Raw genomic sequence first — 16,535 nt, 5'->3', positions numbered from 1 at the left:
CGCTATCGCACGCACAGCCTGTCGCGCAATCGGGTATCGCCCTTCTTCCTCAGTCCGAAGGTCGGCTCGGCGCCGGTCTGGCGAGCTCTTCTGCAGCACACCCACCACCTGAAGCACACCAAGGTTGGATCTTCGAGAACCGGCGGACTCTGCGGGGGGTACCGCTGCCATTCGTCAAGGGAGCGAACAACTCCGTGAACATGTCTGCAGACAGTGCCGTCTTGAGGAAGATCGCCGAGCTCACCGAGCGGGCACTCGGCACGTACGCCTTCAATCCCGATCGCGTCGAAGAGGACGCCAACGGAGAACGCCGCATCCATCAGGGCGGCTATGGAGATCGGCAGCTCTTCGAACTGGTCCAGAACGCGGCTGACGAGCTGAGTGGGCCGGAGTGCCGGGGTGGCAGGATCCACGTCGTCCTCACCGAGGAGCAGCTGTACTGCGCCAACGAAGGTTCCGCCATCACGCCGGAGGGCGCGGACACGATTCTGCGCATGGGCGTTTCTCGCAAGCGCGGTGGGCAGATCGGCCGCTTCGGCGTGGGGGTGAAGTCCGTCCTGTCGGTGACTCGGACGCCTCAGTTCTTCAGCCGCTCCGGATCCTTTGGATTCGACGCGGACTGGTCTGCGGCGGAGATCCTGAAGGCCGTCAACGAGGGGCGCCAGAGTAAGTCCCTTCCGCCCCTGGACTCCGTTGGCGAGACGCCCGTGCTGCGGTTGGCCCGACCGCTGGACGAGGACCGTGAACGCGCGAACGACTCGATTCTCAACGACATGCTCGGCTGGGCCACGACGGTTGTCAGGCTGCCCCTGCTGCCGGGAATGGACGCGCGACTCGCACAGGACATCCAGCAGTCGGCCAAGGCCAGACAGGAATCCGGCGCGCGGGAGTTCCCTCACCTGTTTCAACTCTTCTCGAACCACGTCGGTACGGTCGTGCTCGAAGATCGACGCCGGATGCCCTACGTCACCCGCGAGATCACCGTGGAGCACCGGGACGTTTTCCACACGATCCACGAGTCGCGCAGCGGAGCCAAGGGTCGTTCCGAACGCCACCGGGTCTTCACGCTGCCGCACCAGGTGAGCGATGAGTCGCGGAGCGGCGCAGGCGAGCTCCACGACCGCGTCACCATCGACGTGTCGTGGGCGGTGCCCGAGTATTCGATTACCGAACAGGGCCTGTATCTGGTTCCGCATGAGCGCGGCGCGTTCTGGTCGTTCTTTCCGACGAAGTACCCGACCACACTGAGTGGCGCCCTCAACGCCGCTTGGAAGACGAACGAGGACCGTCAGAACCTGCTGGACAGCAGTGATCTGAACAACGAACTCCTCATAGTGGCGTCCAAGTTGGTCGTCGGCTCCCTGGAGGACCTTGTCGTCCCCGACGACCCGGCCGCCTACCTGCCGCTGCTGCCCGGCCGCGTCAAGGAGTCGCCGAACTGGGCCTGCGCCTTTCTGACCGATCAGGTCTGGAAGCTGGCCGCGGTGAGCCCGTCCCTGCCCGACCAGGACGGCGAGCTTCAGCTGCCGGCCGAGCTGCACATCCACCCCGACAAGCTGACCAAGGAGTCGCTTGCCCTGTGGCGCGCCTACCCGGGACGTCCCCGCGACTGGGTCCACCACTCCGTGGACGCGCAGCCGCTGCGCCGCGGCAAGATGAACCACATACTCGAAGCGACCCCCGGCAAGCAGCAGCCTGAGAGCATTCGGGCCTGGCTGGAGGCGCTGGTGGAGGACGGTACGGCCGAGTCCTCCGCCGCTGCCCTCCGCGTATTGGCCCACTTGCTCGACCACGAGTTCGCCGATGCGCCCCAGGGGGACCTGGCGACGGAGGCGCGCAAGGCCGAGATCGTGCTCACTGAGGGGCACGGCTTCGTGCGCCCCGTCGCCGGCAAGGTCTTCCGCCGCTCTGTCGAGGACGGGCTGCGCGACGACCTGTACTACGTCGATCAGAAGATCTCCGACGATCCGACCATGCTGCGCCACCTCGAACGGCTCGGCATCCGGGAGGCCGACTCTGTGGGACGCTTCCACAGCGTCCTGGACCAGGAGGGCTTCCGGGAATACACCGCCGCCTCGTGGACTGACTTCTGGGAACTGCTTCGCACCGCCGGTGGCACCAGCCAGATGGATGCGATCCGGGAGAAGATCCCGGACATCCCCGCCACTCTGCGAGTCAAGACGATTGCCGGGGAGTTCCGGCTGCTCAAGGACTGCCTGCTGCCGGGGCCCGTGGTCCCGCAAGACGGCTCGCGTGACGCAGGCCTGACCGTCGACATTCGGTTTCACACGGACGACGTCCACGTACTGCGCCAGTTCGGCATGACCGACCGTCCGAAGCTCGGCCACCGTCCGGAACACGACGACTGGTTCCGCCAGTACCACAAGGCCGTCTATGACGCCTACTGTCGCCAGTTGGATCCCAATGCCAGCAGGGTCCAGCTCCAGACCGTGAAGCCGGAGGGCGCTCCGACCGCAGGTCCCCTCCACCTCTTCGACAGGCTGTCCGACGAAGGCAAGGCCGAGTTCTTGGCGGCTCTCCCGGACGAGGGACTCGTCGAAAACTGGACCCGGCAAATCGGGCGATCGGTGAGCACGCGGGCGGCTGTCACGTCTCCCATCCGGTGGCTGCTGCGCGATCGCGGCACGGTGAAGACCTCCAAGGGGCTGATCCCCGTTCGCGAGGCCGTGGGGCCTCAGCTGGCCGGCTACAAGAACGTGTTGCCGGTTGCCGAGATCAGCCCGGGCAAGGCCCGGCGCCTGGGCCTGCCGACCAGCGTTGACGAGGTTGAACCCGAGCGTTGGGTCGAGCTGCTGGAGATGGCGAAGGAGAGCACGGACGACGCCTTCGTCGGCAGCACCTACGCCATGCTCATCCGGGTGGCCCTTGGACTCGTGGCCGTGGAAGAAGCCGTACGGTGCAGGGTCGGCGATCACTGGGAGCTTCGGCCCGACAGCGACATCGCGGTCGCCACCACGAAGGACGAGTACGAGGAACTCATCCGCGAGAGCCACCCGGCTCTGCTCGTCAGCTCCAAGGGCGACTTGGAGCAGGCCGACTTCATGGTCCGTGAATGGGGGATGCGCCGTGTCGCGGAGGTCATCGAGAAGCGGGTGCGTTCCGTGTTCAGCGGGCCGGCGGTGTTGCTGGCCGATGAGTACCCGCCGCTCCGTCAGCGCCTCGGCAGGCGTGTGAACGGGTTGTTTCTCCAGCGGTGCAGCGAGTTGGAGGAGGTCGTTCGTACGCAGCAGGGAAGCCGTCAGACTCCGTTGTGGAGTGTCCGCCAGGACAGCACGGTGCTGGTCATGGCGGACGCCTCCGCGGAGGCGGCGCTCGTCGCGGCGGATCGGGAGCTCGGCTGGGGCCTCGGCGCGTCAGGTTGCCGCATGCTCATCGAAGCGCATGAGCGGCAGCAGTCCGACCGGGCATTTCAGGCCCGACTGAGCTCGATCCGGGACAGCCCGAGCGTCATCGACAAGATCGCAATGATGATCGACGAGGAGGAGATCAAGAAGGAGTTGCCCTCGGGACTCGTTGCGAGCGAGATCTCCGAGTCCGGCCGTGAGCCCGATCCACGCCGGCTCGCGGAAATGGCGTACAACGCACACGGGGAGAGCATCCTTCGCGTGCACGCCAAGGACATCGCGGCGCGATACCCCAACGCTCCGCGTACCTTCGACGGCGGCTCCACTGCCCTGCGATTCGTCACCGATCTCGGTTTTCCCGACTCCTTCGCCGGCGCCAAGATCCCGTCTCCGCCTGCTCGGGAGGAGGCACAGGGGCCCACCGAGTTCCCGGCTCTGCACGCCTATCAGGAGCGGCTGGCCTCCAAACTGACGGAACTGCTGGCCTTCTCCACGCCGCAGCGCGCGATGCTGAGCCTGCCCACGGGTGCGGGCAAGACACGCGTCACGGCGGAGGGCGTCATCCGATGGATCCGTGAGTCCGGCACGCCGAAGGGGCCGATTCTCTGGATCGCGCAGACCGATGAACTGTGTGAACAGGCCGTCCAGTCCTGGAAGTTTGTCTGGGAGAAGGTCGGCGCCCGGCACTCGCTGGTCATCGATCGCCTGTGGGACAGCAACTCCGCGACTCCGGTGACCGATCGCCCGCACCTGGTTGTGGCGACCGACGCAAAGCTGCGCATGTGCCTGGACACCGACCGGTACGCCTGGCTTCGCGACGCGGCGCTCGTCCTGGTGGACGAAGCCCACGTCGCGATGGCACCGCAGTACACGCGGATTCTGGAGCAGCTCGGGCTCACACATCGGGAGACCACCCGCCACCTCGTGGGTCTGACGGCGACGCCGTACCGCAACGACGCAAACGTGACACGCCTTCTGGCTCAGCGATTCGGCAATCGCCGCCTGGACGAGGGGGTCTTCCTCGGCGAGCCGATTCTGAGCCTCCAGGAGCTGGGAGTCCTCGCCCGGGTCGTCCACCGTGAGCTTCACGGTGCCGAGATGAGCCTGAACCCCGACGAATTGCGCTCTGCCGAGACGTTCCACGGGTTTCTGCCCAAGGGGGCCGAACAGCGACTCGCCGACGACGAAGCCCGCAACCGAATGCTGCTGGACGAGATCAGTGCCATGCCGGAGGACTGGCCGGTGTTGGTGTTCGCGACCTCGGTTCCGCACGCCAAATTCCTGGCGGCGAAGCTCGGCGACCGCGGCATCCGCGCGGCCGCCATCGACTCGGCCACGCCGACGGCCGAGCGGCGCAAGCGAGTGGAGTCCTTCCGCGAGGGCGACATCAGGGTCATCACCAACTACGGCGTCTTCACTCAGGGGTTCGACGCTCCGGCGACCCGCGCCGTCGTGATCGCGCGGCCCGTCTACAGCCCGAACAGCTACCAGCAGATGATCGGGCGAGGCCTGCGCGGTCCGCGCAACGGAGGCAAGGACACCTGCCTGATTCTCAACGTCCGCGACAACATCTTGAACTTCAACGAGAAGCTGGCGTTCACCGAGTTCGAGTACCTGTGGCAAGAGGGACAGGGGTGACGACCGGCGCTGGGGAGACCCCCACGCTCACACCGGCCCAGCAGTCCGTCGTGGCGCAACCCTGGGATGCCAGGACGTTGGTCACGGCGGGCGCCGGCGCCGGCAAGACGACCACCCTCACCCACCGGCTGGAGTACCTCACCGGGGTCGAGGAGCTGGAGGCCGCCGAGATTCTGGTGCTGAGCTTCTCGCGAGCGGCCGTGCGAGAACTGCGGGAGCGTGTGGACCGGCACGCCGTGTCCGCGCGCCGAGTCCGGGCCCAGACGTTCGACGGCTGGGCGCTGACTCTCCTGCTCCAGGCCGATCCTCAGCGTGAGGATCTGAGCGGCACGACCTTCGACGAGCGCATCGAGATGGCCACGCATGCCATTGAGCAGGGGGTCGTCGAGGCATCCGAGCACGGAGTGCCCGCGCACGTCGTCATCGACGAGGTCCAGGACCTTGTCGGGGTGCGCCGAGAACTGGTCGAGGCGCTGCTCGACAGGTTCGCGGACAACTGCGGATTCACGGTCGTCGGAGACGCCGCCCAGTCGATTTACGGCTTCCAGGTCTCCGATCCCGAAGAACGGGCAGGTGAGACGAACCGCTTCTTCGACTGGGTACGCGCCTCCTTCGGGGATGAGTTGACCGAAGTCGTACTCGATGACAACTTCCGAGCACGTACGCCGGAAGCGCGCATCGCCCTACCGTACGGAGCACGTCTGCAGAACCTGCCGACCGACGCGGCCAAAGCCGCCGCCGGGGCGGAGGTCATCCACAACGACCTGCGGCATGTTCTCGCGAGTGCTCCCGACTTCGGGACGCCAAGCGACTCATTCGTACAGCAGTCGCTGCGGCATTTCGACGGGACCACGGCGCTCCTCTGCCGAGACAACGGCCAGGTGCTGCTGTTGTCGGAGCAGTTGCACGCCAACGGCGTGCCGCACCGCATCCAACGCTCTCCGAGAGAGCGTTCTGCTCCGGTGTGGATGGCGGGACTCCTGTCGGCGACCGGTGCGGCGACGCTAACGGAGGACCGCTTCACGGAGATCCTTTCGATGCTCGCCATGCCGACCGATACCGATCCGTCTCGCGTCTGGCGCTCGCTTCGTCGCGCCGCGGCCGCTGCGCGCAACCAACTGGACCTGGAAGCACTGCGACGCGCCATCGCCGAGGGCCGACTGCCTGACGAACTGACCGCGCCCCCGGCCCACCCACTGACCCTGTCCACGGTCCACCGGGCCAAGGGCCTGGAGTTCGACCGCGTCCTCATCGTGGAACCCGAAGCGCTGTCCGAGCGCCGTGGCCACGACGACGACCCACCGGCCGAGGCGCGGCTCCTGTACGTGGCGATGACCCGCGCCCGCGACGACGTCTACCGGCTCGGGCGCCCCAACACCTGGATGCTGCACAAGGCCAATCGGATCCACCTGCCGATCAACCGCTGGTACGTGGGCGGGCGGGAACGGTACGTACGCGCCGGGATGGAGGGGGCCGAGTTCGACGTGTGTCACGAGGCGCCGGCCGGAGTGCGTGAACCGCTCGCCGACCCGATCGACACCCAGCACTACCTGCTGGAATCGGTCCAACCCGGTGACGAGGTCGAGCTGATCCGCCTCCACGACCTGCCGATATCACCGACTCAGACACCGCCGTACGGGATCTTCCACGACGGTCGACCCGTAGGAGAGGCCTCCGAGCGGTTCCGGGCGGACCTGTGGCGCCTCCTCAAGCAGTACCGCAACTACAAGGTCGAGCAGTGGCCGTACCGGATCACGGGACTGCTCGTCGACACCCTGGAAACCGTCGCCGGCCTTGCCTCGATCACCGAGCGGCTCGGCATGGGCGACCGGGGGATCTGGCTCGCCCCGCGCCTCTACAGCCTCGGCCGTTTCGACTGGACCCACGCCAAGAGCGTCCCGGAAGGACACCTCAACCCGTGACCGTCTCCCGCCATGCCGCGCACTACGCGCTGCGCACTGAACTCCGTGCCGCCCTGGGGGCCGACCTGCTCGGCCCGCAGGGCGGGGAGGACGAGATCCTCGCCACCGACGCGCCGGTCACCGCCTACCCGATCGGCGTCCTCTTTCCGCAGTCCGGCGACACCACGACGCCCACCGCCGACGAGGACGACGGGATCGACAACCCGCCGGACGTCGTCAGCCGCGACGACTCCGAGCAAGGCTCCACCGACCTGGGCGTCGCCCTCGCGAACCGCCGCAAGCCGTCGTCCATGGGGCTGACCTTCGCCGTGGACCTGAAGATCGCGCGCACCGTGTACGCGGCGGTGTGCGTCGCCACGTACGTACCCGAGGACGAGAACGGGCTCCCTGTGGAGCCCCGCCGCGGTGAGGCCCGCAGCACCGGACAGCAGGACGAGCGCTGGCGCCGTATCGCGGTGCCGTGCGAGCCGGAGCCCATCGACGTGAGCGTCCCCGGCATGCACGACGCGATCGAGTTGCGGCCCGGCTTGGAGCTGCGGACACTGGTGCGCCCCGCCGCCTCGGACGGTACGGTCACCGTGACGACGACCCTGGTGAACACGCTCCGCGTAGGTGAGTACGACCTCCAGGACGCCTACTGCTTCTTCCAGCCCGAGCTGAAGATCTCCGGCCCCGAAGGCACACGACCCTTCGTGGAGCGTCCTACCTCGCTCGGAGCGGTGGACGAGGAGCAAGCACTGAGCAGACTCCTCCACCGTCACGCCCCCTACTTCGCAACCGGTCATGGATGCTCGGTCGCTTGGGACTGGGAGGCTCCGGCCATCCGTACGCCCATGCCCGTCCGCCCAGCCGTTCCGTATGTCCGAAGCGAGTTCGTACCGACGCACGAAGTCCTGCTGACGGATTCCAATCCAGAGATCGACGACGCGGCACTCGGCATGTACGGCCTCGGACACAGCACGCCCGACGATGCCGTGAGAGCCCTGAGTCGGCTCCTCGACGGGTACGAGGAGTGGATCACCGCTCGTGCGAAGGAGGCCGCCGAACTCGACGGCACCGACAACGGCCAAGCGGCCGAACAGCAGATCAAGCTCGGCAGCCAGGCGCTCGCCCGCATGCGCCGCGGCGTCGCCCTCCTGGCCGACACCGACCGGCCGGAGATCTTCGAGGCATTCCGACTGGCCAACCAGGCCATGGCGCAGCAGCGCGCACGCACGGCATGGATCAAGGACGGGCGAGAAGGAGAGCCCGACCCGACGAGCGGACGGTGGCGTCCGTTCCAGATCGCCTTCATGCTGCTCTGCCTGGAGGGCATCGTGGACCCGAACCACGATGAACGCCGGGTGGCAGACCTGCTGTGGTTCCCGACAGGTGGCGGCAAGACCGAGGCGTACCTCGGCCTGATCGCGTTCACCGCGTTTCTCCGCCGACTACGTGACCGTGTGAACGGGAACGGGGTCACCGTCCTGATGCGCTACACCTTGCGCCTCCTCACGCTCCAACAGTTCGAACGCGCGGCCGCCCTGATCTGCGCGATGGAGCGCCTGCGCGACGAGAGCGCCGATCGGCTCGGCTCGGATCCGATCTCGATCGGCATGTGGGTGGGGTCGTCGGCGACGCCGAACCGCCTGGACCGGGCTCAGGAACGGTTGGACGAGCTGCTGAAGAACCCCGACAAGTCGCTTGAGAAGGAGAACCCCGTCCAGCTGCAGGGCTGCCCGTGGTGCGGCGAGCGGCTCGGCGCCCACGACTACGAAGTGCGCCTGGGAACCAAGCGGATGGTCGTCCGATGCCCAAACGCGGACTGTGCGTTCCACCTGGGCGAGGGGCTGCCGGTGCACCTGGTGGACGAGGCGGTGTACGACGCCCATCCGACGCTGGTCATCGCCACGGTCGACAAGTTCGCCTCGATGCCGTGGCGCCCGGCGACGGCAGCGCTGTTCAACCGAGACACAGAGGGTGACGTCAAGCCGCCGGAGCTGATCATCCAGGATGAACTTCACCTGATCTCCGGCCCATTGGGAACCCTCACCGGTCTCTACGAAACGGCGGTCGACGTCCTGGCCGACCAGCCGAAGGTCGTCGCCTCCACAGCGACGATCCGCCGCGCCTCGGACCAGGTGGGAGCCCTGTTCGACCGCAAGGTGGCGCAGTTCCCGCCGGCTGGTCTCGACTCACGCGACTCGTGGTTCGCGGTGGAGACCCCGCGTGAGGACAAGGCCTCGCGCCGATACATCGGACTGCTCACCCCCAGCACAAGTCAGGCGACGCTTCTTGTACGCACATACGCGGCGCTGCTCGATGCTGCTGCCCGCGTCGAAGCGGACCCGCGCGTCCGGGACGCCTACTGGACGCTCGTCGGTTACTTCAACAGCCTCCGCCTCCTCTCTGCCGCAGAGCTCCAGGTACTCGACGACGTACAGGATCGCCTTGAGATGCTCGCCAATCGGGACGAAGCAGGGGCAGCAGCCCGCTCGGCGACTGCGCTGATCGAGCTCAGCAGTCGAGCCAAGTCGAGTGAGATCCCTCGCCATCTCAAGCAGTTGGAGCGCATGCTTCCGGACCCGGACGTGCTGGACGTACTGCTCGCCACCAACATGATCTCCGTTGGCGTCGACATCGATCGCCTCGGTCTGATGGCGGTGATGGGTCAGCCCCAGACAACCGCCGAGTACATCCAGGCGACCAGCCGCGTCGGCCGACGCCACCCTGGCTTGGTCGCCGTCATGCTCAACTCGGCTCGCTCCCGCGACCGTTCTCACTACGAGAACTTCCCCGGCTTCCATTCCGCTCTCTACCGCGAGGTGGAGTCGACGAGCGTGACCCCGTTCTCGGCGCGCGCCCGTGACCGAGGCCTGCATGCGGTGATCGTCGCCTTGACCCGGCTGATGATTCCCTCCGCGGCCGACAACAAGGCTGCAGCCGAGATCGAGGGCTTTGTCGACGAGATCAACAGCGTTGTGCGGCCGCGCATCCTCGCTCGCGTCGACTCCGTCGACGACGAGGAACGTGAGGCGACCGCCCAGCACTTCGACGAGTTCGTCAAGTGGTGGCAGGCGGAGGCCGCGGACCGACCGAACCTCGTGTACGAGGCCAAGCGGAGCAGCCGGATGCCCGCGCTACTCAGCGGATTCGACAACATCGACGAGGAGTCCGACGGCACTGCAGGCTGGGCCACACTGTGGAGCCTGCGCGATGTCGACGCCGAGTCGACCCTCTTCCACGAGAACAACCGGTAGGAGCGCCGACATGACACCTCCCCCTCCACCCCGTCGCCGCCGAGGCGCAGGCGCTCCAGCCCAGCCGCGCCCCCGCAAGCTCGGATCGGTACGCCGCTCGCAGCTCGTCACCACGTACGGTGTCGGCGCCATGGTCGCCGTCGACAACGAGTCGTTCATCGTTGCCGGCCTCGACTCGTGGGACATCAGTGAGGCGCCCGAGATTTACGAGCGTCGCCTCGCCCACCTCCTCGGGGTGAAGTCCTTCCGACTCCCGCCCGCACCGGACCCGGATCGCGGCACCGACGGCGTTCGCGTTCGCCGTTTCCCGGACTACTACTCCTGCCCGAAGTGCGATGCCCTCCAGCCGTTCCGCAAGTTCAACTCCCCTGCCGGCAAGGCGAGCTGTCCGGAGTGCGACGAGGACCTCGTGCCGTCTCGCTTCATCCTCGCCTGCGATCACGGACATATCGACGACTTCCCGTACTGGAAGTGGGTCCACCGCGGAAGCGATCGCCCGGGCGGCTTCTGCGGCGGTCAGCTCTCGCTGCGCACCAGCGGTAACACAGCGTCGCTCCGCTCGGTCATCGTGAGTTGCGACTGCGGAGTCCCCGAAGCATCCATGGAAGGTGCCTTCCGTTCGAGGACACTCAAGGACCTCGGTATCCGCTGCGAAGGGAGACACCCCTGGCTCAAGGACGCGGAACCCGAGCAGTGCTCTCAGCAGCCACGTGCGATGCAGCGTGGTTCCTCCTCTGCATGGCACCCGATCACGGGCAGTGCGCTGTCGATCCCGCCATGGGGCGAGGGCCTGCACGCGCTGATCGAGAAGCACAAGCTGTTCGGAGCCTCGGAGGACAACATCCGTTGGTTCTTCAAGCAGCGCCCCACACTCCTCACCAACCTCAATGCCACCGTCGATGACGTCATCGAACTCGTGAGCGCCATCGAAGAAGACGACGCCCAGGCCAGCGAGGACGAGGTTCCGAGGTCGAAGGCACACACCACGCTCCGCAAGGAGGAGTACGCCCGCCTCGTTCGCGGAAACCCCGAGAAGTACACCTCGGAGTGGCAGCCCTTCGTCTGCGAAAAGCCGACGGGTGACCTCTCGCCGGTCCGTGAGCTCGGTGTCCGGGACAGCATGCTGGTCAAGCGTCTTCGCGAGGTGCGTGCCCTGGCGTCGTTCATGCGCGGCGCCACCCCCACCGAGGCCGACTCGGATCAGCGCCAGGCCAAGCTCACCCTTTCGTCCGACATCAACTGGCTGCCGGCGATGGAGGTCAGCGGCGAGGGTGTCTTTCTCCGCCTCGACGAGGATCGCCTGAGTGCGTGGGAGTCGACCCCGGCGGTCGTCGCCCGCAGCGAAGGTATCCGTCGGAACCATCTGGCCTTGCTGCGCGAGCGCGCAGCGGCCGGCTCGACGAGCAAGAACAAGTTCCTCGACTCCCCGGTGTCCCCCCGTCTCCTGCTGCTTCACACCCTGGCGCATGTCCTGATCAACGAGTGGAGCCTGGACGGCGGTTATCCCGCATCCGCTCTCCGTGAGCGCCTTTACGCCGGCGATGACATGGCGGGCATCCTCCTGTACACGGCGACCAGCGACTCCGCCGGCAGCCTCGGGGGCATCGTCGCCCAGGGCGAACCCGACCGACTTGCCCACACCCTGCGCGCGGCTCTGGCCCGAGCTTCCTGGTGCTCCAACGACCCGCTGTGCATGGAATCCGAAGCCAGCGGCGCGGACAGCGTCAACCGGGCGGCCTGCCACGCCTGCGTCCTGCTCCCGGAGACGAGCTGCGAGACGAACAACAGCTTCCTGGACCGGGCGCTGCTGACCGGTCACCCTGCAGGGGACGTACCAGGGTTCTTCGCTTCGGTGATGTAGTCGCGATGGTGGTGCGTGTTGGTGGGGTGGTCCTGAAGGGGTGATCCCACCAACACGGCCTCTGCCGCGATGGATTTGACACGTCACGTCATGTCCAATCTTGATTGACGATGGCCCTGGTCGAAGCTGCTATGCAGTGAAGCTCTGGCAGTCGTGATGGACGGTGATTGGTTCCGCGAGATGGAGCGCGAGGTGCTCTCCCAGGGTCATTGCGTGATCGAGATCTGTCCGGGTTCGTCAGGTGAGACCGAGGGCTTGTAGGGGCCGGTGGTAGTCGCGGCCGGTGTGGCGGAGGGCGGCGGCGATGTTGGTCTGGCCGTCCTGGCGGAAGACGCTGATGGCGAGGTTGCGCAGGGAGGCCATGGCGCGGGGCAGGGTGCCGGTGCGGACCTTGGAGTCGTCCTCGCGGAACGTGCGGTCGCGCACGTGGTGCAGGAGGTTCTCGATACCCTAATGGCCTCTGATCCAGGTGGCGAGTTCGGTGCAGGTGGCGTCGAAGACGCTCAGGCTGGTGATCAGGTGGACGCGCTCGATGGTCAGCTTCCCGGTGCTCAGGTCGCGTCGCCGCCGTACGACTTGGATCGCCTGGCGGGCGCCGGGGTAGTCGAGGTGGCTGAATGCGGCGACCTTGAGTCGGCGGGTCTCGTCGCGGTGGTGGGCGTGGTCGCGAGTGCGGTGCCCGAGCGGGATGTCCTGCCAGGGCAGCTTCCTGACCTGGGCATACAGGCCCGGATGGTTCTTCTTCACGACGGCCGCGTAGTGCGCTCCGCGACTGGTCGGATAGGCCCCGTGGTCGCGTTGGGTGTGCAGGGCATCGGCGGTGACCACCGTGTTCTCCAGCTCAAGACCGTCCAGCAACGGCGCGAAGGAGGGGATCTCGTTGCTCTTGGAAGCGACCTGCCGCTGGGCCAGGACCACGCCGTGGTGATCCGTCGCCGCCAGCAGCTGGATGGCCGCGGCCGTTGCGGTTCGCGATCCGCGGAGCACCTTGCCGTCGACGGAGATCACCCGTCGCACCGGCCCTTTCTCCGCCGCCGGATCGGCTGGGGGCGGCGTTCTGGCCTGCAGATACGCGCTGATCGCTGCGTCCAGCGCGTCACCGTCCACACGCTGCAGCAGACGGCGCACGGTTGCGGCGTGCGGAACCGGCCGCAGACCGGTGAGCGGGTCGGCATCGAAGCCGAGGACGCTCAGTACCTGCTGCGGGGCATCCGTGATCCACTCGCTGATCGCGATGAGTGAGCGAGCCCCGGTCAGCACCGCCGAGACGGCGGCGCACAGCAATGCGAGGGCCGGGTACCGCAATCCTCGCGCATCGCGGGGATCGGCGACCAGAATCAGGAAACGCCGCAGGTCAGCAACATCGCTTGAGGTGAGGGGATCTGTCGGGGAGCCCAGTTGCTCCCCTGCGGAAGGGATGGGCGATGATGTTCGGGCAGGCACGGTCTCGCTCGGTTCTCATGGGTCTCGACAACCACATGATCACCAGCACCGTGCCTGCTCTGCTCTCCAGGACCCCGTGCCGCACACCGGACATGACGCCACGTCACTCACGAGATCGACAAACCGGACCAACCCCGATCATGCAATGGCCCTGGGTGCTCTCCGCGGATGGCGGCCGTTCCCGGCGGGAGACTGGGAACGTATGTCACCGGGCTGACCGCGACGGTAAATGAGGTAGATTTACCTCAATTCTAGAGAATCGCTCACAATTCCCTTGATGTGTGCGTCACGAGTGTTTGCTCGATGATACCTGTCGCGGAATTATGAATTCCGCATCTGCTGCGTCAAGTTGGCCTTTCTGGAGTGCCGGAGGGGGGATCGAGTGGTAATCTCTATCTCACGCCTCAAAGGGAACGGACTTCCCTTGTGGGGGTGGTTTCTTCATGGCAGTAGGAATCGCGCTCGCCGTAATGGGTCGGTTCTTTCCGCCTCGTCAAGCGTGATATTTGGCAGGGCACCTAGCTCGACACCTTTGGGGTCGGACAGGTGTCGCGCCGCGCATCCATGGACTCCACTAGCGGATTGGATTTTCAGGCATCCATGACGAGCTCAACCCCACAGCGTCCCAAGCGCATACCTCCAGGCGCCTTTGACGCCTTGGCTGATTGCCTGCCCACAGTCATGTGGAACAAGCGGCCCTTCGAGCAGTTCGTGCGCCGCCGCTTGGCTGCTCACCCTGCTTTGGTGTCCTCTCTCGACTTTGGTGGGACCAAGCGAGAGGTAGCTAATGCCCTCGTGGATCGCTTCGTAGCCGACGAGGAACGGTATCGCGACGTCGTGATGGAAGTAATGCTTGATCTCGCCGCGATGCAGAGCTTCCCCAACCTGGAGCGACAGGTCGACGCGGAAGTGCTCATTCGCCAGGCGAAGAGTTCTGTGGCCGACCTCAAGAAGTGGGTGGAGCCGCTGCAGAGTGACCTGGCGGAAGATCAATCCTTCAGGGGCGAGCTGCAGGCGCGCCGTACGGCCGACTCCACGCGAAGCGGTATGGCAGGGGAGCTGGCTTCACTCAAGGCTGCATTCGACGACCTGCATGGGGTGAACGATCGACAAAAGGCAGGTCTCGCCCTGGAAAAGTTCCTTCATCGGCTGTTCCAGTTGTTCGATTTGGAGCCGCGTCTTCCCTATGTCTTGAAGGGTGAGCAGGTCGACGGGGCTCTCACCTTCGATACGGATGACTACGTGCTCGAATCGAAATGGCTCAAGGGGTGCGTAGAGGTCGGAGACTTGGACAAGTTCAACGGAAAGGTGCAGCGGAAGGGGAAGAATGCTCTCGGGCTTTTTGTGAGCATCAACGGGTTCAGCTCGGGGGCGGTTGAGATATATGGCCGTGGGACTTCTTTCATCACCCTTGACGGGGCAGACGTCTATGTAGTCTTGGAAGGGCGAGTGCGTCTGGACGACCTGCTGAAGCGGAAGAAGCGCCATGCAAATGAAACCGGACAGTGTTATTTTCCCGCATGGCGCGTGCTGTCAGAGGGGAGCTGATGAGGCCCTGCCGGTGTTCTTCCGTGACCGCACGATGAGCGGGCGAGTCAGAGTTTTTTGAGATGTCGTGTCTTCTCGCGGCGTGCTGCCACTATTTTAAGCACACGCTCGGCGGCGACATCAGAACTCTCGTGCTCCCAGACCCGCACGGCTAGCCATCCTGCCTCCGCCAATTTGGCATCCGTATCCGCATCGCGAGCACGATTGCCCTCGATCTTCCTGCGCCAGAACTCAGCGTTGGACTTCGGCCACGTAGCGTGTTCTGGGCAGCCATGCCAGAAGCAACCGTCCACGAAGACCGCGACGCGCGCCGGCCCAAAGACCAGGTCTGCCTCTCGACGCACGCCCTTCACCGGACGCCGATGAACCCGATAGCGCAGGCCTGCGGCGTGCAGGGCACGCCGCAGGCCTATCTCCACCTGCGTGTTCCGACTTTTCTGCCGACTCATCCGAGCGCGGATGGCCGGGGTAGTGTCCAAGGGTTCCACTCCACCATTATGACGATGAGGTATGCCAATCGAGGCGGCGGCGAGCCGGCTGCCGTGGAGGCCGCGGAATCGGAACCGTCGATAGCGCGCAGGCCCGACGCCCCGTCTTCGCAGTCAGCGCAGGCGCAGGCTTGTACACCTGGGGCAGAGTGCAATTGTCATGAGTTGTGGTTCAGGTGACGCGTGATCAGGCGGCAGTGGTCTCTGCGCGCTCCACCAGAACGCCGTTTTCGAACGTGGCGCCCGCTACACCCCGACGGCGATCCCCTTTCTGTCAAAGTAGGTCGAGTCGGGCATATTGGATGATTCATTGAGTCGAGGGCGGAGAAGGAGTAGTGCCCGAGTGACCAGCACAAACGACCACGGGATCCCTGATCCGCAGGTAGAGGCCCGTTCGTCCGGTCCGCGCCGGTATACCGCGGAGTACAAGGCGAGGATCCTTACTGAGTACGAGACGTTGGACAAGAAGGGCAAGGGTGCCCTGCTGCGGCGTGAGGGCCTGTACTCGTCGTTGATCACGACGTGGCGGCAGCAGCGCGACAAGGGCGCCCAGGCCGCGCTCGCCGCGGCGGCCGGACGGCCAAAGGCGGACCCGAGGGACAAGGAGATCGCGAAGCTGAAGGCGGAGAAGGCCCGCCTGGAAGCCGATCTCGCGAAGGCCCGCACCGTCATCGAGGTCCAGGGAAAACTCTCCGCGCTGCTCGACCAGTTCGCCACGGACAGCGCCCCGGACCGGACCGGCGAGAAGAACACGTGCCCATGGCCGAACCCGCGGCCGTGTTCGAGGCGGCCTGCGACCAGGCCCTGGAAGAACTCGCTCCCCTCGTGGGGCGGGTGCAGGCGTGCGCGGCGCTCGGCGTGAGCAGGGCCACCTACTACCGCCACCACCGCCGAAGCCCCGCCCCGGCCAAGCCGCGGCGGGAACGGCGCCGGCATCAGGGCTGATTCAAAGTCGTGGTGATCTTGTGAGGTGCCTGGTCACAGGGGTGTGACGATTGGTTCGGGGGCCGCGACGGATGCAACGAAGCTCC

At 66.1% G+C, this 16,535-nt stretch carries 9 protein-coding genes; 6 read left to right on the top strand and 3 right to left on the bottom strand.

The features are described from left to right. Positions 1-200 precede the first annotated feature (200 nt). From ACWEFL_RS34685 to drmB, 4 genes are read left to right on the top strand one after another with little or no spacing between them, the layout of a single operon-like run. Complete coding sequence (locus tag ACWEFL_RS34685; RefSeq protein WP_451720837.1) at positions 201-5,003, top strand: DEAD/DEAH box helicase; 4,803 nt, start codon at positions 201-203, stop codon at positions 5,001-5,003. Then, positions 5,000-6,925 carry a UvrD-helicase domain-containing protein gene (locus ACWEFL_RS34680; protein ID WP_451720815.1) on the top strand — a complete coding sequence of 642 codons (1,926 nt, stop codon included), beginning with the start codon at positions 5,000-5,002 and terminating at the stop codon, positions 6,923-6,925. Before ACWEFL_RS34685 ends, ACWEFL_RS34680 begins: the two co-directional genes overlap by 4 nt. After that, positions 6,922-10,164 (top strand): helicase-related protein, encoded by a 3,243-nt coding sequence (locus tag ACWEFL_RS34675; RefSeq protein WP_451720813.1) that lies wholly within the window; start codon positions 6,922-6,924, stop codon positions 10,162-10,164. The genes ACWEFL_RS34680 and ACWEFL_RS34675 overlap by 4 nt, the downstream gene beginning before the upstream one ends. Positions 10,165-10,174: 10 nt before the next feature. After that, positions 10,175-12,025, top strand: coding sequence for a DrmB family protein (gene drmB / locus ACWEFL_RS34670; protein ID WP_451720811.1), 1,851 nt, complete (start codon positions 10,175-10,177; stop codon positions 12,023-12,025). A 237-nt stretch (positions 12,026-12,262) separates the two neighbouring features. On the opposite strand, the gene ACWEFL_RS34665 is transcribed toward drmB, so the two are convergent. Both ACWEFL_RS34665 and ACWEFL_RS34660 read right to left on the bottom strand, forming a co-directional pair. Then, positions 12,263-12,451 carry a hypothetical protein gene (locus ACWEFL_RS34665; protein ID WP_451720809.1) on the bottom strand — a complete coding sequence of 63 codons (189 nt, stop codon included), beginning with the start codon at positions 12,449-12,451 and terminating at the stop codon, positions 12,263-12,265. Between the two features lie 24 nt (positions 12,452-12,475). Continuing rightward, positions 12,476-13,468, bottom strand: coding sequence for an ISAs1 family transposase (locus tag ACWEFL_RS34660; protein ID WP_451720807.1), 993 nt, complete (start codon positions 13,466-13,468; stop codon positions 12,476-12,478). A gap of 582 nt (positions 13,469-14,050) precedes the next feature. Between ACWEFL_RS34660 and ACWEFL_RS34655 the strand changes: the two genes are divergently transcribed. Beyond that, positions 14,051-15,016, top strand: a complete 966-nt coding sequence (locus tag ACWEFL_RS34655; protein ID WP_451720805.1) for a restriction endonuclease — start codon at positions 14,051-14,053, stop codon at positions 15,014-15,016. A gap of 47 nt (positions 15,017-15,063) precedes the next feature. On the opposite strand, the gene ACWEFL_RS34650 is transcribed toward ACWEFL_RS34655, so the two are convergent. Continuing rightward, entirely contained in the window at positions 15,064-15,504 is a 441-nt protein-coding gene (locus ACWEFL_RS34650; RefSeq protein WP_451720803.1) for a very short patch repair endonuclease, read from the bottom strand. Between the two features lie 343 nt (positions 15,505-15,847). Between ACWEFL_RS34650 and ACWEFL_RS34645 the strand changes: the two genes are divergently transcribed. Continuing rightward, complete coding sequence (locus tag ACWEFL_RS34645; RefSeq protein WP_451720801.1) at positions 15,848-16,366, top strand: transposase; 519 nt, start codon at positions 15,848-15,850, stop codon at positions 16,364-16,366. Positions 16,367-16,535: the final 169 nt, after the last annotated feature.

It is taken from the genome of Streptomyces sp. NPDC004838 (assembly GCF_053600955.1).
This window is presented reverse-complemented; position numbering and strand designations above follow the sequence as displayed.